The sequence below is a fragment of the Streptoalloteichus hindustanus genome (assembly GCF_900129375.1).
In the GTDB taxonomy this organism is placed as follows: Bacteria; Actinomycetota; Actinomycetes; order Mycobacteriales; family Pseudonocardiaceae; genus Streptoalloteichus; species Streptoalloteichus hindustanus.
The window spans coordinates 143,824-162,656 of sequence record NZ_FQVN01000008.1; the positions used below are offsets into that span (position 1 = coordinate 143,824).

Annotated in this window: 22 protein-coding genes; 13 read left to right on the forward strand and 9 right to left on the reverse strand. The window is 73.6% G+C overall.

Annotated features, from left to right (window positions below; genetic code table 11):
- Positions 1–42 precede the first annotated feature (42 nt).
- Complete coding sequence (locus tag BUE43_RS23925; RefSeq protein ID WP_083960115.1) at positions 43–567, forward strand: HXXEE domain-containing protein; 525 nt, start codon at positions 43–45, stop codon at positions 565–567.
- A 268-nt stretch (positions 568–835) separates the two neighbouring features.
- Here BUE43_RS23925 and corA read toward each other — a convergent pair whose 3' ends face one another.
- Entirely contained in the window at positions 836–1,915 is a 1,080-nt protein-coding gene (gene corA / locus BUE43_RS23930; protein ID WP_073487467.1) for a magnesium/cobalt transporter CorA, read from the reverse strand.
- Between the two features lie 306 nt (positions 1,916–2,221).
- Here corA and BUE43_RS23935 point away from each other — a divergent pair, with 306 nt between their 5' ends.
- Positions 2,222–2,725, forward strand: coding sequence for a MaoC family dehydratase (locus BUE43_RS23935; protein ID WP_073487142.1), 504 nt, complete (start codon positions 2,222–2,224; stop codon positions 2,723–2,725).
- A 431-nt stretch (positions 2,726–3,156) separates the two neighbouring features.
- Here BUE43_RS23935 and BUE43_RS23940 read toward each other — a convergent pair whose 3' ends face one another.
- Complete coding sequence (locus BUE43_RS23940; protein ID WP_073487469.1) at positions 3,157–3,591, reverse strand: NUDIX hydrolase; 435 nt, start codon at positions 3,589–3,591, stop codon at positions 3,157–3,159.
- Between the two features lie 146 nt (positions 3,592–3,737).
- Here BUE43_RS23940 and BUE43_RS34790 point away from each other — a divergent pair, with 146 nt between their 5' ends.
- From BUE43_RS34790 to BUE43_RS23955, 4 genes are all read left to right on the forward strand, one after another.
- Positions 3,738–3,896, forward strand: a complete 159-nt coding sequence (locus BUE43_RS34790) for a hypothetical protein (protein ID WP_200797657.1) — start codon at positions 3,738–3,740, stop codon at positions 3,894–3,896.
- A 23-nt stretch (positions 3,897–3,919) separates the two neighbouring features.
- Positions 3,920–4,477: a PH domain-containing protein gene (locus tag BUE43_RS23945; RefSeq protein ID WP_073487144.1), complete on the forward strand. Its 558-nt coding sequence runs from the start codon at positions 3,920–3,922 to the stop codon at positions 4,475–4,477.
- A gap of 156 nt (positions 4,478–4,633) precedes the next feature.
- Positions 4,634–5,494 carry a PHP domain-containing protein gene (locus BUE43_RS23950; protein WP_234995883.1) on the forward strand — a complete coding sequence of 287 codons (861 nt, stop codon included), beginning with the start codon at positions 4,634–4,636 and terminating at the stop codon, positions 5,492–5,494.
- A 3-nt stretch (positions 5,495–5,497) separates the two neighbouring features.
- Positions 5,498–6,109 carry a MarC family protein gene (locus BUE43_RS23955; protein ID WP_073487150.1) on the forward strand — a complete coding sequence of 204 codons (612 nt, stop codon included), beginning with the start codon at positions 5,498–5,500 and terminating at the stop codon, positions 6,107–6,109.
- On the opposite strand, the gene BUE43_RS23960 is transcribed toward BUE43_RS23955, so the two are convergent.
- Positions 6,106–6,453: an arsenate reductase family protein gene (locus BUE43_RS23960; RefSeq protein WP_073487152.1), complete on the reverse strand. Its 348-nt coding sequence runs from the start codon at positions 6,451–6,453 to the stop codon at positions 6,106–6,108. The genes BUE43_RS23955 and BUE43_RS23960 overlap by 4 nt on opposite strands.
- 303 nt (positions 6,454–6,756) lie before the next feature.
- Here BUE43_RS23960 and BUE43_RS23965 point away from each other — a divergent pair, with 303 nt between their 5' ends.
- Positions 6,757–7,590: a RecB family exonuclease gene (locus BUE43_RS23965; protein WP_073487471.1), complete on the forward strand. Its 834-nt coding sequence runs from the start codon at positions 6,757–6,759 to the stop codon at positions 7,588–7,590.
- Positions 7,591–7,643: 53 nt separating this feature from the next.
- Positions 7,644–7,970 carry a hypothetical protein gene (locus BUE43_RS23970; protein ID WP_083960089.1) on the forward strand — a complete coding sequence of 109 codons (327 nt, stop codon included), beginning with the start codon at positions 7,644–7,646 and terminating at the stop codon, positions 7,968–7,970.
- A 21-nt stretch (positions 7,971–7,991) separates the two neighbouring features.
- Here BUE43_RS23970 and BUE43_RS23975 read toward each other — a convergent pair whose 3' ends face one another.
- From BUE43_RS23975 to BUE43_RS23985, 3 genes are all read right to left on the reverse strand, one after another.
- Complete coding sequence (locus BUE43_RS23975) at positions 7,992–8,930, reverse strand: alpha/beta fold hydrolase (protein WP_073487155.1); 939 nt, start codon at positions 8,928–8,930, stop codon at positions 7,992–7,994.
- A gap of 100 nt (positions 8,931–9,030) precedes the next feature.
- A complete protein-coding gene (locus BUE43_RS23980; protein WP_073487157.1) occupies positions 9,031–10,242 on the reverse strand; it encodes an Rv3212 family protein in 1,212 nt (403 codons plus the stop codon).
- Positions 10,243–10,422: 180 nt separating this feature from the next.
- Entirely contained in the window at positions 10,423–12,135 is a 1,713-nt protein-coding gene (locus BUE43_RS23985) for a DEAD/DEAH box helicase (protein ID WP_083960116.1), read from the reverse strand.
- Positions 12,136–12,534: 399 nt separating this feature from the next.
- Here BUE43_RS23985 and BUE43_RS23990 point away from each other — a divergent pair, with 399 nt between their 5' ends.
- Positions 12,535–13,197 carry a ferritin-like fold-containing protein gene (locus tag BUE43_RS23990; RefSeq protein WP_073487159.1) on the forward strand — a complete coding sequence of 221 codons (663 nt, stop codon included), beginning with the start codon at positions 12,535–12,537 and terminating at the stop codon, positions 13,195–13,197.
- A 195-nt stretch (positions 13,198–13,392) separates the two neighbouring features.
- Positions 13,393–13,623: a DUF3107 domain-containing protein gene (locus BUE43_RS23995; RefSeq protein WP_073487161.1), complete on the forward strand. Its 231-nt coding sequence runs from the start codon at positions 13,393–13,395 to the stop codon at positions 13,621–13,623.
- Between the two features lie 108 nt (positions 13,624–13,731).
- Here the strand turns inward: BUE43_RS23995 and BUE43_RS24000 are convergent, their stop codons facing one another.
- Positions 13,732–14,055: a DUF4873 domain-containing protein gene (locus tag BUE43_RS24000; RefSeq protein ID WP_073487163.1), complete on the reverse strand. Its 324-nt coding sequence runs from the start codon at positions 14,053–14,055 to the stop codon at positions 13,732–13,734.
- A 26-nt stretch (positions 14,056–14,081) separates the two neighbouring features.
- Entirely contained in the window at positions 14,082–15,020 is a 939-nt protein-coding gene (locus tag BUE43_RS24005) for a TetR/AcrR family transcriptional regulator (RefSeq protein WP_073487165.1), read from the reverse strand.
- 129 nt (positions 15,021–15,149) lie between these two features.
- Between BUE43_RS24005 and BUE43_RS24010 the strand changes: the two genes are divergently transcribed.
- From BUE43_RS24010 to BUE43_RS24020, 3 genes are read left to right on the forward strand one after another with little or no spacing between them, the layout of a single operon-like run.
- Positions 15,150–15,995 carry an SDR family NAD(P)-dependent oxidoreductase gene (locus BUE43_RS24010; protein ID WP_073487167.1) on the forward strand — a complete coding sequence of 282 codons (846 nt, stop codon included), beginning with the start codon at positions 15,150–15,152 and terminating at the stop codon, positions 15,993–15,995.
- Positions 15,992–16,891 (forward strand): AurF N-oxygenase family protein, encoded by a 900-nt coding sequence (locus tag BUE43_RS24015; RefSeq protein ID WP_073487169.1) that lies wholly within the window; start codon positions 15,992–15,994, stop codon positions 16,889–16,891. Before BUE43_RS24010 ends, BUE43_RS24015 begins: the two co-directional genes overlap by 4 nt.
- Positions 16,888–17,826, forward strand: coding sequence for an alpha/beta fold hydrolase (locus BUE43_RS24020; protein ID WP_234995884.1), 939 nt, complete (start codon positions 16,888–16,890; stop codon positions 17,824–17,826). The genes BUE43_RS24015 and BUE43_RS24020 overlap by 4 nt, the downstream gene beginning before the upstream one ends.
- A gap of 325 nt (positions 17,827–18,151) precedes the next feature.
- Here BUE43_RS24020 and BUE43_RS24025 read toward each other — a convergent pair whose 3' ends face one another.
- The gene (locus BUE43_RS24025; RefSeq protein ID WP_073487174.1) at positions 18,152–18,787 is read right to left on the reverse strand and encodes a TetR/AcrR family transcriptional regulator; all 636 of its coding nucleotides are present in this window, start codon (positions 18,785–18,787) and stop codon (positions 18,152–18,154) included.
- Positions 18,788–18,833: the final 46 nt, after the last annotated feature.

Sequence of the window (18,833 nt, forward strand, 5' to 3'; positions counted from 1 at the left end):
GATCAATTACATTCCATAATGTAACGTTAAGCGGAGGTGGGCGTGTCCGAGACGACGGTGCCGAAAGCCGCCACCTGGGGCCTGTTCGCGGCGTGGGTGGTTCACGACGCCGAGGAGCTGCTGACGATGGCCGGGTGGTCCCGCCGGAACGGGCCCGAACTGCGGCGGCGCTACCCGGGGGTGCCGGACCGCGTGTGGTCGCTGGTGGACGTCTCGCCGACGCAGGCGCGGGTGGCGATCGGCCTGGTGGCCCTGGTGTTCGCGAGCGCCGCCGCCGACGGAGCGCGCACCGGCGGCCGCTCCGCGTGGTACCAGACCGCGCTCGCCGCCTTCGGCTGGCACTCGCTGACCCACGTCGCCCAGGCCGTGCTGTTGCGCCGGTACACGCCCGGACTGCTCACCGCGCCCACCGTGGTCGCGCCGTTTTCCCTGTGGGCGTGGCGGAAACTCCGGCAGGCGGGCGTGCTCCGCCGGGGCGGCGCCGGCGGAGCGGTGGGCGTGGCGGCCTTCCCGCTCGTGGCGGGCGTGGCGCACGCGGTGGGGCGGGCGGTGGCGCGCCGCCGCTGAGCACGCGACGGCACTCCACCGTCCACTGTGGACGTCTCGTCCGGTCGGATCTCCCCGTCGCCTTCGGACTGTCCTTGTGGCGCAAGGACAGTCCGAACGCGACGGGGCGGGGTCAGGGCTGGTTGTGGATCAGGTAGAAGACGGTGGAGACCCACGCGATGAGCGCGGTCATGACCCAGAAGCGCAGGTTGGTGAGCAGGCGTGCCACGTCGAACGACCTCCCGTCGTGCTGGGCGAGTGGGGTGGAGAGAGCGACGGCCGGGCTGGGCTACAACCACTTGTTCCGTCGGAAAATCCGGTAGAGCGTTACGCAGGCCAGGACGATGATGCTGACGACGACCGGGTAGGCGTACTTCATCTTCGTCTCGGGCATGTAGTCGAAGTTCATGCCGTAGATGCCGGCGACCATGGTGGGCACCGAGATGATCGCGGCCCAGGCGGTGATCTTGCGCATGTCGGTGTTCGCCCGCAGGTTGATCTTCGCGGCGGCGGCGTCCAACAACGCGTCCAGCAACTCGTTGAACCCGTTGACCTTCTCGGCGACGGACGTCAGGTGGTCCTCGACGTTGCGGAAGTACGACCGGACCTCGGCGGGGATGAGCGGGGTGTAGCCCTCGGCGAGCCGGCGCAACGGCTGCGCCAGCGGCTGCACGGCGCGCCGGAACTCCAGCACCTCGCGCTTGAGCATGTAGAGCTGGTCCATCGACAGGTGGCTGCGCTGGGCGAAGACGTCGGTCTCGGCGCGCTCGACGTCCTCGTCCACCTGGTTGGTGACCTCCAGGTAGGTGTCGACGACCTGGTCGGCGATCGCGTGCAGCACCGCGGCCGGCCCCAGCGCGAGCTGCTCCGGGTCCTCCTCCAGCTGCTGGCGCAGGCGCCGCAGCCCGGAGTGGCGGCCGTGCCGCACCGTCACCAGGAAGTCCTTGCCGACGAACACCATGATCTCGCCGGTCTCCACCAGCTCGCTGGCGGTCGTCGGGTCCTCGTGCCCGGCGTAGCTGACCGTCTTGAGCACCATGAACAGCACGTCGTCGTAGCGCTCCAGCTTGGGGCGCTGGTGGGCGTGCACGGCGTCCTCGACGGCCAGCTCGTGCAGGCCGAAGGTCTCGGCGATGCCCTTGATCTGCTCCTCGTCCGGCTCGTGCAGGCCGATCCAGACGAATCCCTCGCCGCGTTCGCGGACCGTGCGCACGGCCTCGGCGTGGGTGAACCGGCCGGGGAGCCGGCGACCGTCCAGGTACACCCCGCAGTCGACCACATAGGCCGAAAGAGGGACCCGGATCGGGGGAATGGGGCGTCCGTTGCGTGTGGTGCGACCACGCAGGCCAAGGTTGGACAGCGACGGCATCACGGCCTCCAAGCGCTCACGTCGTTGGTCGAACGACGCGCCGGAGCCGGTGCCCCAGCGCTGACGGGAGGCGTCCCGGCCGGAATCGCGGGGGCCTAGCTGGCGAGCCAGGCCCCTCCGGCGAGGACGCGGTTGGTACTGCACGGAAGCGCGGTATCAGCACTACTCATCGCGTTCCTCACCTCCTTGTGCCGGACCCCCGATGGGGTGGAGTGGCTCACAGACCAGTTGTCGAGGGTACTCCCGCCGGGTTCAGACTGTCGTCCCCGGGCGACGGGGTTCCCATCACATTCGCGGGAGGCAGCGGTGCGGTTCGGGCGTTACTTCGAGGAGTTCGAGGTCGGGGCCGTCTACAAGCACTGGCCCGGCAAGACGGTCACCGAGTACGACGACCACCTGTTCTGCCTGCTCACCATGAACCACCACCCGCTCCACATGGACGCCAACTACGCCGAGAAGACCACCGACTTCGGCAGGAACGTCGTTGTGGGCAACTACGTGTACTCCCTCCTGCTCGGAATGTCCGTGCCCGACGTGTCCGGCAAGGCGATCGCCAACCTGGAGGTCGAGTCGCTCCGGCACATCGCGCCGACCTTCCACGGCGACACCGTTTACGGCGAGACGGAGGTTCTGGACAAGACGCCGTCGAAGTCCAAGGACGACCGGGGTGTCGTGCACGTGGAGACCCGGGGCTACAAGCAGGACGGCACGGTCGTCTGTGTGTTCCGCCGCAAGGTGATGGTTCCCAGGCGCAGCTACGGCGAAAGCCGGGGCGGAGAGCAGCCGGGTCGTCCCGAGCCGAAGTCCTGACGGGATTCGGCGGGGCGACGCGACCGGGGCCGCGACGTTGTCGCGCCCCGGTTCTCGCGTTTGCGCCGACCTCCGGCGAGTGTTGTGTTCCGCGGTTGGCCGTGACGCTGCGAGACGGCGCGGTGACGCTCACGTGAGCTGTTCACGACTTGTTTTCCGTGTTCGTCTTGTTCGCGAAAGTCCGTGTGCTCGTCGCGGGGGTTCCCCGATTCGGCGGCCGGGTATCACTGTCCACTGTGGAGATTCAGTCGGGGTGCGTCGTCCCGCGCCCGGGCCGCCGAGAACGCGAACGGTTCCGATGCGGTTCCTCGCCGCCGGGAAAGGGTGTTTCCGCGCCGGCTTTCCCGGCGCCACCCGCGACTCGACCGGTGCTCACTCGCTCGTGTGATCTTCGGGCGGCGGACGGGCGGTGGCGTCGCGGGGCCGACGGGTCAGCGTCGCTCGGTCCGGGGGAGCTGGCCCCACCCGCGCAGGGTGGCGGCGAGACCCTCGGTGAGCGCACCACCCCGATCGAGTGCATCGAAGATCACACTGTCGGTCCATCGGACGTCGAGGGCGTCGTCGCCCGCCCGGAGTTCGCCGCCGACGACCGCCGCGGCGTAGTCGACGATCAGGTATGTCCCGGCGGGGGCCGGGCGGCGTACGCTGCCGACAACCGGACCGACCGCGACCGAGAGCCCGGTCTCCTCCCGAACCTCCCTGACCACCGCCTCGGCGTCCGACTCGCCCGGCTCGACCCGGCCGCCCGGCACGGACCACAGTCCCCGTCCCGGTTCGTTCCCCCGTCGCACGAGCAGCAACCGGCCATCCGTGTCGTGGACGAGCGCCCCGACGCACCGTATGATCCAGTGTTCACTCCCCGTCATGGCCACGGAGCGTAATCCGGGTGACGGGGCCGGGCCACGCGCTGACCCAAGTGCGGTACACCCCTGCCGTCCGGCGGTCGAGTGCGGTACAACGGATCACGCAGGTGCCCAGTCGTGGGCGCAGGTAAGGGACGGGGTGGGTCATCGTGAACCTGAAGAAGATCCTCACGTGGGCCGGGATCGCCCTTCTGCTCTTCTTCCTGGTCACCCAACCGACACAGTCCGCGGACCTGGTCAACGGGATTCTCCGCACCCTCAAGGAGGCGGCGGAGGCGTTGATCACGTTCGTGCGGTCGCTGTTCTGAGCCGCGGGCGAAGGGCATAGGCCGTGTTCGCGCCCCGCGATCCGGACGAGTACCTGCTCGACACCGAGCGGCGGGTGATCCGGGTGCGGCGCCACTGGGCGTGCCTGTTGTGGGACATCTTCGAGGCGGTGGCCCTGCTGGCCGGCGCCGTGATGATCTCCTACCTGCTGCCCCAGGGGGCCTGGATCCTGCAGAACCTCATCTGGTACGCCGCGTTGTTCGTCGTGCTGAGGTTCGCGTACTTCGTGATCGAGTGGTGGGTGGAGCGCATCGTCGTCACCGACAAGCGCTTCATGATCACATCAGGGGTGTTCACCACCAAGGTCGCGATGATGCCGGTCACCAAGGTCACCGACCTGACCTACGAGCGGAGCGTGGTGGGCCGCATGTGCGGCTTCGGCACCCTGGTCGTGGAGTCGGCCGGTCAGATCCAGGCGTTGAACCGCATCGAGTACCTGCCGAACCCGGAGGAGGTCTACGACGCGATCTCCGAACTGGTGTTCGGCGACAAGAAGAAGCAGGCCGAGCGGTTCACCATGACCAAGGCCAAACGGGCGATGCCCGGCAAGGTCAGCATGTGAGCGGACGGGCCCCGACGGCGACGCCGTCGGGGCCTTCGTCCGCCCGGGCGCGTCCGTTCGGGCAGGACTGCCCGAACACGTCCGGCCGCCGGGTGACCGGGGCCGAGGTCCGGTGCCACCCGGCCGGCTGACGGGAGATCCTTCACACTGGTGGGCGTGCGCATCGACCTGCACGCCCACTCCACCGCCTCCGACGGCACGGACACCCCCGCCGAACTCGTGCTCGCGGCCGCGGCCGCCGGCCTCGACGTCGTCGCGCTGACCGACCACGACACCACCTCCGGCTGGGCCGCCGCCACCGCCGCGCTGCCGCCCGGACTGCGCCTGGTGCCCGGCGCGGAGCTGTCCTGCGTCTCCCCCGACGGGCGGGGCGGCGAGGCCACCGTCCACCTGCTGGCCTATCTGTTCGACCCCGACTCGCCGGCCGTCGTCGAGGAGCAGACCCGACTGCGGCTGGAGCGCCGGGAGCGGCTGCGGACGATGGCGGCGCGGATGGCGGGCGACGGGTTCCCGGTCGACGCCGACGAGCTGATGGCCGGGCTGCCCGCCGAGGCGACCGCCGGCCGGCCCCACCTGGCGCGGGCGCTGGTCCGCGCCGGTGTGGTGTCCACTGTGGACGAGGCGTTCGCCAGGTACCTGGCAACGGGCGGCCCGTACTACCTCGGTCGCACCGACACTCCGGTGCGCCGGGCCGTCGAGATGATCCACCAGGCCGGTGGGGTGACCGTGCTGGCCCACCCGTTCGCCCGGTCGAGGGGGCCGGTGGTCACCCCGGAGGTGATCGTCGAGCTGGCCGGCCGCGGCCTGGCCGGCCTGGAGGTCGACCACCCGGACCACGACGCCCCCACCAGGGCGGAGCTCAGGGCGCTGGCGACCGAACTGGACCTGGTCATCACCGGCTCCAGCGACTACCACGGCACGAACAAGACGGTGCGGCTCGGTCAGGAGACCACCGCGCCGGAGGCGTTCGAGCGGCTGCTGGACCGGGCGGGGGCGGACCGTGTCGTGACGAGGTGAGCCATGTTCGACGTCCCGCTCTTCGTCGAGTCCATGATCACGCTGTTCGTCATCATGGACCCGCCGGGCACGATCCCGATCTTCCTGGGGCTGGTCGGCACGCGGAGCGCGGACTCCCGCCGGCGGGCGGCCCGGCAGGCGGTGCTGGTCTCGCTGGGCGTCATCTCGCTGTTCGCCCTGACCGGTGAGGCGATCCTGCGCTACCTGGGCATCGGCATCCCCGCGCTGCAGGGCGCCGGCGGGCTGCTGTTGCTGCTGGTCGCGCTGGACCTGCTCACCGGGCGGGAGAGCACCCGGCCGGAGGAGGTCGACGACGTCAACGTCGCGCTGGTGCCGCTGGGCACCCCGCTGCTGGCCGGGCCGGGCGCGATCGCGGCGACCATCGTCTTCGTCCGGCAGGCGGACCACCGGCTCGGCGCGTACCTGGCGCTGGCCGCCGCGATCGTGGTCGTGCACGTCGCGCTGTGGCTGTTCCTCCGCTACTCCGGCATCGTGATCCGGGTGCTGCGGCAGAGCGGCATCCTGCTGCTGGCCAAGATCGCCGGTCTGCTGCTGGCCGCGATCGCCGTCCAGCTCGTCGCCAACGCCGTGCGCGGGTTCCTGGCCGTCAGCTAGCCCAACGCCTCCGCGATCTCCTCCGGCGAGCGGGCCAGCACCGCGCGGCCGTCGTCGGTGAGCACGATCGGGCGCTGGATCAGCACCGGGTGGGCGACCAGCGCGGCGATCCACCGCTCGCGGTCGTGCTCCCACGTCGCCAGCCCGAGCTCCTTGGCCACCGGCTCGTTCATCCGGGTGATTTCCCACGGCTGCATGCCGAGCCGCACCAGCACGTCGTCCAGTTCCGCCGGGGTGGGCGGCTGGTCCAGGTATCGGCGTTCGGCGTACTCGGGGCCGGCGGCCTCAAGGGCCTGCTTGGCGGCGCGCGACTTCGAGCACCGCGGGTTGTGCCAGATCTCCACGGCGCGATTGTGCCCGCACCGGGGCTGAGCTGGAATTCGCGCCCGCGCCCTCGGCCGCCGACCGGCGCGAACGGTCTCGGTCTTTTCCGGCGGTCACAGCCGCCGACCGGGTGCGGGTGTCCCGCAGGGTGCTGGAGGCGGGTGTGGGCGATCATCGTCTTTTCTCGCGCTCAGACCCGGCGACCGGGTGCGGGTGTCCCGCAGGGTGCTGGAGGCGGGTGTGGGCGATCATCGTCTTTTCTCGCGCTCAGACCCGGCGACCGGGTGCGGGTGTCCCGCAGGACACTGCGTACGGTGGTGCGCGTGGAAGGTCAGCTCGGGCTGGAGGGCATGCCGAAGAAGCTCGTCCGGGTCACGCCGGCCAAGCTGGCGACCTGGTCGGACTGCCCGCGCCGGTACCGGATGGCCTACCTGGACCGCCCGACGCCCGCCCGGGGCGGCGCGTGGGCGCACAACACCCTGGGCGCGGTGGTGCACAACGCCCTCCGGGCGTTCTTCGAGCTGCCGACCGCGCGCCGCACGGTCGAGGCGGCCACCGGGCTGGTGCGCCAGTACTGGAAGAACGACGGTTTCCGGGACGTCGACCAGGCCGCCGACCACCGGGAGCGGGCGCAGGGCTGGGTGGCCACCTACGTCGGCGGGCTGGACGCCGCGACCGAGCCGGTCGGCCTGGAGCGCTGGGTGTCGACGCCGACCGCGCGGATCGTCGCCGAGGGGCGCGTGGACCGCATCGATGCCAGGGGCGGCGAGCTCGTCATCGTGGACTACAAGACCGGGCGGCACGTGCTGACCGCCGACGACGCCCGGGGCTCGCAGGCGTTGGCGCTGTACGCGGTGGCCGCGCGGCGGACCCTGCGCCGTCCGTGCCGCCGGGTCGAGCTGCACCACCTGCCGAGCGGGCAGGTGCTGACCTGGGAGCACACCGAGGACTCGCTGGCCAGACACGTGCGGCGGGCCGAGGAGGCGGCCGACGACCTCCAGCTCGCCGCGGACACGCTGGCCGCCGGGGGCGACCCGGACGTGCTGTTCCCGCCCCGGCCGGGCCGGCAGTGCTCGTGGTGCGACTTCCGGCGGCACTGCGCCGAGGGTCGTCGGGCCGCGCCGGACCTGGAACCCTGGGCCCTGCTGGCACCCTGAGTTGGAGCCGTGACCTCTTGCCCGGATCGACCCCCTCCCCCGAAGCGACGACTGTGGACACTTCCTCCGAGATCTCACCGGGCGCGACCCGGCCCGGCCCGCTGGCCCGCCTCGGCCGCCTGCTGCGGGGGTTCGTCGGCTCGCTGACCGCCGGCCTCGTGCTGCTCGCCCTGTTCCTGGTCGCGGCGCAGCTGATGGCGCTGTCCCGTGGGGAGAGCGGCCCCGGCTGGCTCACGGTGACCGGCCACATCCTCGGCGCGGTGGGCGCGGTGGCGCTGCAACGGGTCGTGGACCGGGATCGGGGCCTGCGGGCGTGGGCCGCGGGGCTCGGCGTGCTGGTCGTCCTCTCCCTCGTCCTCTGGTACGGCTGGTACCGCTGACGCCAGGCCGCGCGTCAGCGGTCAGCGGCCGAGCCAGGCGTCGCAGGACGACAGCAGCGCGCTGAGCAGGGCCGCGGGGGCCTCGGTGTTCGGCGAGTGCCCCGCGCCGGGGAGGACGGTGAAGTCCGCGCCCAGCCGCTCCGCCATCGCGCGCTGCGCGTCCACCGCCCAGGCGTCGTCGTGCTCGCCGCAGATCACCGCGCACGGGATGGCGCGCTCCCGCAACGCCGCCGCGAGCTCGGTGACGCGGTCGGGCTCGGAACGCAGGCCGCGGGCCATGCCGAGCAGGCCGGCGGGCACCGAGTCGACGAACCGCCGGCGCAGCAGCTCCTTGAGCGCGTCGGGTCGGGCCGCCCACTGGGGGTCGTTGGCGTCCTGCGCCTCGCGGATGCGCTGCGCCGCCTCGACGCCGTGCGCCCGCAGCAGCGGCTCGCCGAGGTCCAGCAGGCGGCGGCGGTGGCCGTCGGGCAGCTCGCCGGGGCCGGAGTCGAGCAGCACCAGGCCGTCGACCGGCGCGCCGGCCAGCACCGCCGAGCGCGCGACGAGCCCGCCGTAGGAGTGGGCGACCAGGAACACCGGTCGGGGGGCCGGGTGGGGGTGGGGCAGGCCGGCGCCGGCGGCCAGGTCGGCCAGCACCGGAGCGAGCGCCCGGCCGAGCGGCTCGGGGAGGTAGTCCGCCTCGTCCTCGGGGCCCGCCGACTCGTGCTGCCCTGGCAGGTCGAGGGCCAGCACCGAGAGGCCGTGCTCGGCGACCGCGTCGATCAGCGGGGCGAAGTCCTCCTTGGACCCGGTGTAACCGGGGAGGAACACCACGAGGGCGTCGTGGTCGGGGCCGTCCCCGCCCTTGCCCCCACCCCCGCCCACGGCCGGGGCGTGCAGCGCCGCCAGCGGACCCCACCGCGCGGGCACGTCGACGCGGCTGGCGCGGTGCGGGGTGATCTGCGACGGTGCGGTGCTCACGGGACCGAGTCTGCCCGAAACCCCGGGGCGCGGAAGCGGTGATCGGGGTGTAACCCGGGACAACTCCGGGTCACCCCGGGGTGAACCCCGGGGTCGGCCGTCAGCGCAGCGCGACCACCGTGTCGCCGCGCTGCTCCACCAGCACGGGGCCGAGCGAGGTCACCGAGACCGGCCCGGTGTGGCCCGCCCGGTCGACCGGCAGCACGCCCAGCCGCGCGCCGCTGGCCGCGTCGTGCACCGCCAGCCCGCCGGGCACCGGCAGCACCAGCCGGCCGGCCAGGACGGTGCCCGTCCCGAGCGTGTTCTCCACCGTCCACAGTGGACGGAGGTCGGTCGGGGCCAGCGCCACGGTGCGGGAGCCGGTGAACCAGTAGATCGCGCTGGTGCCCATCGTCGTGGGGACCACCCGGCCGGCCGGGTCGCCGGTCAGCTCCGAGTCCGGCACCGGCAGGGGGTGCTCGGCGATCTGGCGCCCGCCGCTGTCCAGGATCGTCAGCCGCGCGGGGTGCGGCAGCGCGACCGCGACCAGCTCCCCGCTCATCGCCACCACCCGGGCGTTCTTCCCCGCGGTCAGCGTCGTCCAGAGCTGCTCGGGCTGGTCGGACTCCTTGGGGTTGGGCCGCAGCACGGTGAAGCGGTCGGTCTGCTCCGCCGGGCAGTGCTCCACCACGCCGATCCGGTTGCTGGCCACCGCGAACGAGCCGTACGAGCACTCCGGCCGCGGCTGCTTGTTCGGGTTGACGATCGCCGGGACCTCGCCGTACTGCAGGGTTCGCACCAGGTCCGAGCGCCACACCTCCACCAGCTCGCCGCCGGTGGCGGTGACGTGCACGCCGTCGGACAGCAGCCGGGTGCCCAGTTCGGCGTCGGTGTTGCGCTGCGCCGCGCGCTCGCCGGTCGTCCCGTCCAGCGCGGTGACCTCGCTGCAGTTGCGGGACTTGCGGTAGACGGCCAGCGCCCGGTCCCATGCCGCGCCGACCGTGCAGAGGTCGAGGTCGCGGGAGTAGCGCCAGCGCACGTCGCCGGTCAGCGGGTCGTGGCCGACCACCTCGCCGCCGTGCGCCGTGACCACGGTCGGGCCGACGACGACCGGGCTGGTCGTGGCCCCGCTGGGCGCGCGCCACAGCTCGGCCAGGGAGGGCGGGACGGAGGTGGGCGCCTCCGGCGCGACCGGGCCCGAGGGCGCGGTCCGCGAGGACGTCGCCCTGGCGTCGCTGCCCCACCAGACCACGGTCCCGGCCACCAGCACGCCGACGGCCAGCAACGCGACGGCGACCAGGTCGCTCTTCTTCCGGCGCTCGGGTCGAACCACGGCGCCATCATCGCAGCCCGCGTGTCAGGTTCCGGTCGAAGTCGCGCACTCGTGCCCGGCGGCGCCGGGGACCGGGGGTGGAGCCGGGGCCGGGAACGACGACGGTGGCGGGCCGTGGCCCGCCACCGTCACGTGGTTCCGCTCCCGCTCAGCCCGGGTCGATCCCGAGTCGGCCCCGAGTCAGTCCGAGTCGCCGGACTGGCCGCCGTTCGCGGCCGTCGACTCGGACGCCGCGCCGCCGCGCGTGCGCCGCCGACGCCGCCGCGCCGGGCGCTCGCCGCCCGCCGCGTCCTCGGCGTCGTCCTGGCGGTCCTCCGCGCCCTTGCCGGCCTTGGCCGGCTTGGTGGCCGAGGCCGCGTCGCCGGCCGTCGCGCCGCCCCGCGTGCGGCGGCGCCGACGCGGCTGGCGGGGCTCGCCCGACTCGGCGCGCTCCTCACCGGCGGTCCGCTCCCCGGAGCCGCCGGCCGCGCCGGAGCGGCCGCGCCGACGCCGCCCCTTGCGCTCGTCGTCCTCGACCGGCTCGGCGGCCAACCCGGCCCTGGTCCGCTTCGACAGCGGCAGCCGGCCGGTGGTCTCGGCCGGGATGCCCAGGTCGTGGAAGAGGTGCTCGGAGGTGGAGTAGGTCTCCACCGGCTCCGGCCGGTCCAGGCCGAGCGCGTCGTTGATCAGCTTCCAGCGCGGCTCCTCGTCCCAGTCGACGAGGGTCACCGCGACGCCCTCCCTGCCGGCCCGGCCGGTGCGGCCGATCCGGTGGACGTAGGTCTTCTCGTCCTCGGGGCACTGGTAGTTGATGACGTGCGTCACGCCCTCGACGTCGATGCCCCTGGCCGCGACGTCGGTGCAGACCAGCACGTCGACCTTGCCCGAGCGGAAGGCGCGCAGCGCCTGCTCCCGGGCGCCCTGCCCGAGGTCGCCGTGCACGGCGCCGGCGGCGAAGCCCCGCTCGGTCAGCTCGTCGGCGATCTTCTGGGCGGTGCGCTTGGTCCTGGCGAAGACCATGCTCAGGCCGCGGCCCTCCGCCTGCAGCACCCGCGCGATGACCTCGATCTTGTCGAGGGCGTGCGCGCGGTAGACGAACTGCTTCGTGCGCTCGTGCACCGCGCCGGTGTGCGGCTCCTCCGCGCGGATGTGCGTGGGCCGGGTGAGGAAGGTCCTGGCCAGCGTGATGATCGGGCCCGGCATGGTGGCCGAGAACAGCATCGTCTGCCGCTGCTCGGGGACCATGCGCAGGATGCGCTCGACGTCGGGCAGGAAGCCCAGGTCGAGCATCTCGTCGGCCTCGTCCAGCACCAGCGAGCTGGTCTTGCCCAGCACCAGGTGCCGCTGCTCGGCCAGGTCGAGCAGCCGGCCGGGGGTGCCGATCACGACGTCGACCCCGGCGCGCAGGGCCGCGATCTGCGGCTCGTAGGGCCGCCCGCCGTAGAGGGCGAGCACCCGCACGCCGAGGTGCTTGCCGGCGTCGGTCAGGTCGTGCGAGACCTGCAGGCACAGCTCCCGGGTCGGGACGACGACCAGCGCCTGCGGGACGCCGTCGCCCGGCGTGGTGAGCCGGTGCAGCAGCGGCACGCCGAAGCCCAGCGTCTTGCCGGTGCCGGTGCGGGCCTGGCCGATGACGTCCTCGCCGCGCAGCGCCAGCGGCAGGGTGAGCTCCTGGATCGCGAACGTGCGCTCGATGCCGGCCTCGGCCAGCGCGCGCACGATCTCCTCGCGCACGCCCAGCTCGGCGAACGTCGGCGCGGCCGGGGGAACCGGGGCGCCGGCGTGCAGCGGTTCCGAGGTGTCGGTGTCGTCGCCCAGGCCGGACTCGCTGTGGTCCAGCGCCCGGGGGTCGACGGTGTCCTGGTGGGTGTTGCTGACCGTCAGGGTGATCGCCTCTCTCGTACCAGCGCGCACGGGCCCCTTCACGGGCGCTCGACCACGCCGCCGCGGCCGGACCGGGTGGTCCGCCTGCGCGATGCGTGGGAGGGCCGGCGTAGCGGTGCGCGCACCCTCGTCGGCCGGCGCCGCGACAGGTGGGTGCCGACCACAACCGGTGGCGGCCACCTGGGGAGGCGACCACGCCTCGGCCGAACCGCGACCCCGGGTGGGGCGCCGGACGTGCGGGCCGGCGGGGTGCCGGCCAGCGCCGAACCGCGGGCTCGGCCGGGTGGTGCCGCGTGGGCGGCCGCACCGGGCATCAGGCGCAGTCTACCTGCCCCGACGCCGTCGTCGCCGATGCTGCGCCGGTCCGGTGCCGGACCGTGCCGGTCCGGTGCGGGTCGCGGCCCCGGTCGGCGGATACGCTCACGTCCCATGAGCGAGGCGGAGCAGACGCCGGTGGGCGTCGCCGAAGGCGTCATCGACCTGTTGGGCGTGTTGGCCTACGGCGAGCTCTCGGCGTTCGACCGGCTGGCCGAGGACGCCAGGACCGCGCCCACGCTGTCCGGGCGCGCCGCCCTGGCCAGCATGGCCGCGGCCGAGATCGGGCACTACGGCCTGCTGGAGCGCCACCTCGCCGAGAAGGGGGTCGCGGTCGAGGACGCCATGCGGCCGTTCGTCCGCGCGATCGACGCCTTCCACACGTCCACCGCCCCCAAGTCGTGGCTGGAGTCCCTGGTCAAGGCGTACGTGGGTGACGGGCTGGCCGCCGACTTCTACCGCGAGGTGGCGGAGTGGCTGGACCCGGAGACCCGGGAGCTGGTGCTCACCGTGCTCGCCGACAGCGGCCACTCGGCGTTCGCCGAGCGCGAGGTGCGGGCGGCCTGCGAGGACCGCAAGGTGCGCGACCGGCTCGTGCTGTGGGGCCGGCGGCTGCTGGGCGAGGCGGTGACCCAGGCCCAGTACGTGGTGGCCGAGCGGGACGGCCTGGCCGAGCTGATCGTGCGCGGCTCCGGCGACCTGGCCGGCATCGCGGCGCTGTTCAAGCGGTTGCAGAACAGCCACACGCGGCGGATGCAGGCGCTCGGCCTGGGCTGAGTCCGTCTGGCCGGGTCGGTCTGGCCGGGTCGGTCTGGCCGGCTCGGCGGGCGTCGGCCCCGTGGTGGCGTTTCCCCTGTTCGCCGACGGCGCACGGCCTGAACGCGTGGCCGGGCGGTCGGCTCGACTAGCCTGACGGTGCAACTGGGCCGGTCCACCGGGACCGGCGAGGATCCAACCTGACCGGAGGTCGGCGTGGAGGTCAAGATCGGCGTCGCGGAGAGCCCGCGCGAGCTCGTGGTGTCGAGCGCGCAGTCGCCGGACGAGGTCGAGGCGCTGGTCAACGACGCGCTGCGGGAGACCAGCGGGCTGCTGGTGCTGGTCGACGACAAGGGTCGTCGGTACATGATCCCGTCGTCGAAGGTCGCCTACATCGAGATCGCGCCGGCCGACCGGCGGCCGATCGGCTTCGCCGTGGGCGAGTAGCCAGGCAGGGCGACGGCCTTCCCGAGGCCCGAGGACCAGACGAGAGCCGCCGAGCGACGACTGCGCTCGGCGGCTCCGCCTTCTGGGCCTTCCGCGCGCTCCGCCCGGTCAGTCCTCCGCGTCGGGCAGGTCCGTCTCGACGGCGAACGGCGGACGGCCGGTGCCGGCGATGCGGTAGCGGTTCCACGTGTCGGGGTCGGAGAGCACGCCCTCGGCCTCGCCGTCGGCGGTGCGCACCAGGACCCGCTGGTTCCCCTTCCCCGCGAGCTCGGTGACGTCCTCGCTCGCGTCGACCCGGCCGTACCAGTGGAAACGCCCGTCGATGGGCTGGAAGTGGCCCCGCAGCCGCAGCGCGGTCGTCACCTCCCTGCCGTCGGCCACCAGCGTGGCCGCGCCGCGGAACTCCTCGTCGTCGTGGTCGTGCGCGTCCATCGATGTGCTCCCCTCGTCCTGGGACCTCACCCGGTGCTGGCCGGGTCGTCCGGTGTGGCGGCGCCCTGACCGCTCGCGTCCGGGTCCGAGGCGCCCGTCGCGTCCGCCCTCGTGCCCGTCGCGTTCGTCGCGTTCGTCGTCGTGCCCGCCGTCGTTGTGTCCGCCGTCGCCTCGGTCGCGCCCCCGGGGCCGCCGCTGAGCAGCCGCAGCCGGGGGGACGGCGCCGCGGCCGCGCCGAGGGCGACGTCGAACGGGACGTCCGGCTCGACGTAAATCCCGCCGGAGCGCAGCACGCCGTCCACGGCGTGCCAGATGATCTGGGTCAGGTAGTCGGTGAGCGCCTCGCGGCTCATCGACCGGCGCTCCAGCCACCAGTCGCCCGCGGCCTGGACCATGCCGACGAGCCCGTAGCCCCACACCTCGGCGCCGCCGGAGTCCATCTCGAACAACCGCAGGTAGTCGCCGATCACGCGGGACAGCACCGCGGCGATCAGCGCCTTGTCCTCGGCGACCACGTCCGGCGTGCTCGCCGCGGCGGCCTCGTCGGGCCCCTCGACGAACCGGCGGCGCACCACGAAGTGGTACAGCTCCGGGTGGTCGGCGACGAAGCCGATGTAGGCGCCCACCGCGCCCCTGATCCAGTCCCTCGGCGTGTGGTCCCCGCGCTCGATGCGCGCCAGCGCCGGACCCAGCCGGTCCATGAGCATCTCGGTGCCCCGCTGGCCGACGGCCAGGTACACGTCGGCCTTGTCGGTGAAGTGCCGGTAGAGGACGGGCTTGCTGACGCCCGCCTCGGCCGCGATCTCGTCCATCCCGACGCCGGCGCCGTGCCGGGTGATCGCGCGGATCGCGGCCTCGACGAACTCGGCGCGGCGCGCCGCCCGGTGCGCCCGCCACCGTTCCCGACGGGCGTCGGGCCGCCTCTCGCCGTGGTCCCCCGATTGCCGCTTGACAGAGCCCTCCATGTGACGCACGCTACCACGAGTATCCGTTACTTCGAGTAACACCTAAGTGACGTCCTGGTGTTCCGGCGGTCGGCGTCGCGGCCGTCGGCCGGGTCCCCGCGCCGTTCGGCGCGACGAAGGAGGTGGGCGATGGGCGGACAACCGCTGACCGGGCGCCGAATACTGATCACCGGCGCCGCCGGCGCGTTCGGCTCCGCGACGACCGCGGCGCTGCGCGCCCGCGGCGCGCGGGTCGTCGGGCTCGACGTCGCGCCGGGTGCCGACCCGGACGACGTCGTCCGGTGCGACCTCACCGACGACGAGTCGGTGCGGCAGGGCGTCGCCTCGGCGGTCGACCGGCTCGGGGGCCTGGACGTCGTGGTCAACAACGCCGGGGTCGGCCTGCCCTCCGACGCCGGCGGCCCGGTGGACGACGCGGTCCGCCGCACCGTCGAGGTCAACCTGCTCGGGGCCTGGCGGGTCACCGCGGCCGCGTTGCCGGAGCTGCTGCGCTCGCCCGACCCGAGGGCGGTGTTCGTCGCCTCCGGGCTGGCCTTCGTGACCGTCCCGTTCGCCTCGGCCTACACCGTCGCCAAGCGCGGCCTGTCCGCCTACGCCGACTGCCTGCGCGTCGAGTACGGCGGACGGCTCCGGGTGACGACCGTCTACCCCGGCTACGTGCGCACCCCGATCCACGAGGCGAGCCGCCGGGCCGGGGTGACGTTGGAGGGCAAGGTCCCCGCCGAACGGGTCGAGGACGTGGTCGGCACCCTGCTGCGGGTGATCGCGGCGGGCCGGCCGCCCAGGGACACCGGGACCACCCGCTGGGGCGGTGGGGCGATCCGGTTCGGCCGGGTCCTGCCCGGCCTGGTCGACCGGCTGGTGTTGGCGCGGCACCGCAGGGACGTCGCCCGCGGTGCCTACGACGGCGTGCCGATCGCCGAACGGATGGTGCGCATGGTCCGCGACGACGCGGAGAGGGTGGCGAGGTCATGACACGAGCACTGCGGATCACCGACCGGGAGCGGACCGCCGAGCGGCTGCTCGGCTCGTCGGCGCGGAACTCCTACGACCCGGAGCTGGACCTGGACTGGGACGCCCCGCTGGTCGACGGGCTGTTCTTCGTCAGCCCGGAGTACGTGCCGATCCACGGCACCCCGCTGTGGGACGGGCTGACCCACGACCAGCGTGTGGAGCTGAGCCGGCACGTCGCCGCCAGCGTCGCCAGCTCCGGCATCTGGCTGGAGGAGATCCTCATGCAGATGCTGGTCCGGCACGTCTACAGCCAGGACCCGCGCAGCAGGCACGTGCAGTACGCGCTCACCGAGATCGGCGACGAGTGCCGGCACACGGTGATGTTCGGCCGCCTGATCGAGCGGCTGGGCTGCCCGCGGTACCCGCAGTGGCGGATGACCCACGAGCTGGGCCGGGTGTTCAAGGGCGTGGCCTGGGGGCCGTCGATGTTCGCCGCGACGTTGATCGGCGAGGAGCTCCTCGACCGCATGCAGCGGGAGATGATGAGCGACGAGCGGCTCCAGCCCCTGGTGCGGATGGTCAACCGGATCCACGTGGTCGAGGAGGCCAGGCACGTCCGGTTCGCGCGGGAGGAGCTCGTGCGGGCGATGGAGGGCCTGTCGGCGCCGGCGCTCGCGCTGCACCGGTTCGTCAGCGCCGCCGTCGCGCTGGTGTTCTCCCGCGGCCTGGTGCGACCCGAGGTGTACCGGTCGGTCGGGCTGGACCCGGTGCTGGCCACCAGGGTCGGCCTGGCGAACCCGCACTGGCAGCGGACGGTCCGGTGGGCCGCCGAGCGGATGATGAAGTTCTTCGACGAGGTCGGGCTGGTCGGGAAACCGGGGATGGCGCTGTGGCGGAAGTCGTTCTTCCTCGCGTGAGCGGGCGCGCGGACGCGGTGTTCCGCACGGCGGACGGGACCGAGCTGCACGTCGTGGTCGACGGGCCGGCGGACGCCGAGGTCACGGTGGTGCTCCTGCACGGGTGGACGCTCACCCACGCCACCTGGCGCTGGGTGGCCACCGAGCTGGCCGGCCCCGGCGGGCCGCGGGCCCGGGTGCTGCGGTACGACATCCGGGGCCACGGGCGGTCGGCGCCCACCAGGCCGGAGGGCGCGACGCTCGACCAGCTCGCCGACGACGCGGCCGAGGTGATCGCGGCGCTGGCGCCCGAGGGGCCGCTGGTGCTCGCCGGGCACTCCATGGGCGGCATGACGGTCATGGCGCTGGCCGACCGGCACCCCGAGCTGTTCGCTCGGGTGGCGGGCGTGGCCCTGGTCAACACCTCCAGCGGGGGGCTGCGGGGCATCACGCTCGGTCTGCCCGGCGTCCTCGGTCGGGTGGTGCTGGCGGTGGAGCGCCGGGTGACGCGCCGCATCGGGCGCAGTCGCCGGGCCGTGCTCGCGCGGTACCCGGGACCGCTGCGCCCGGCCCTGCGGTGGCTGCTGTTCGGCGACCGCGTGGACCGGCGCGACCTGGCGGACGCCGCCCGGCAGGTGGCCCGCTGTCAGCCCGTCGCGTTGGCCGGGTTCCGGGTGACGCTGGACGAGCACGAGCGGTGGCACGCGTTGAAGGTGCTGCGCGGCCGGCCGGTCGTGGTGCTGGCCGGCGGCATGGACCGGCTCACCCCGCCGTCACACTCCCGGGTGATCGCGGACGCGCTGCCCGGTGCGGAGCTCGTGGTGTTCGGCGGCGCAGGGCACATGCTGCCGTTCGAGCGGGCGGTCGAGGTCGCCGAGCGGATCGGCGGCCTGGTCCGGGACGCGGCGGCCGCGTCGACGGCGGTGGTGGGCGGCGGGCACAGGAGCGCCCGGTAGCGGTCGGGCTGGCTTCCCGACGGCGAACCCCCGTGCGGCCCGAGAACCGCCTGCCACGTCGGGCCGCACGGGGGTGTGCGCCGCGCGCCTCTTCTCGGGCATCAGTCCAGGGTTTGCTAGGGGGAACCCCCCACTTCCAACGTCCCACGCGGCACTGACGGTTTCGGGGCCGGTGTTCCCTCGGAAGAGTGGTCATCGGGGCGGGTTCACCCCAGGCGGGGCGGGAGAACCCCCGACTCGGCGACGGGCGTCGTCCGGTCGCGGGCACGCCGCGTGGCCGCCCGGTCCACGGCCGGGCGGCCACCGGGCCCGTCGCCCGGGGCGGTCAGGGGTGCTGGAGCGGGAAGCCGCCGCCGATGCCCTTCCACGCCAGCGTGGAGATCAGGGCGATGGCCTCGTCCTTGGGCACCGCGCTCGCGGCGTCCAGCCAGAAGCGGGCGGTGACCTGGCTCAACCCGACCAGGCCCATCGCGAGCAGCCGGGCGCGGTCCGCGTCCAGCCCGGCGTCGGCGGTGATCGTCTCGGTGATCGCGTCCACGCACGCCGTGGTCGCCCGCTCCACCGCGTCCTGCACCGACGGCTCGCTGCGCAGGTCGGACTCGAACACCAGGCGGAAGGCCTGCCCGTTGTCGACGAAGTCGAAGTAGGCGGCCACCGCCGCCCTGACCCGCAGCTTGTTGTCGTGGGTCGACTCGATGGCGTCCCGCACCCGCTTGACGAGCTGGTCGACGTGCGTCTCCAGCAACGCCAGATACAGCTCCAGCTTGCCGGGGAAGTGCTGGTAGAGCACCGGCTTGCTGACCCCGGCCCGCTCCGCGATCTCGTCCATGGCCGCGGCGTGGTAGCCGTTGGCCACGAACACGTCCTGGGCGGCGGCGAGGAGCTGGGCACGCCGCGCCGAACGCGGCAACCGCACGCCACGTCCCACCTGTCCGGTGCCCTGCTGCGCCGTCTCAGTCATGTGCTGCCTCCAGCCACGTCGTCCCCGACTGGAGCCGCGAGGGGAG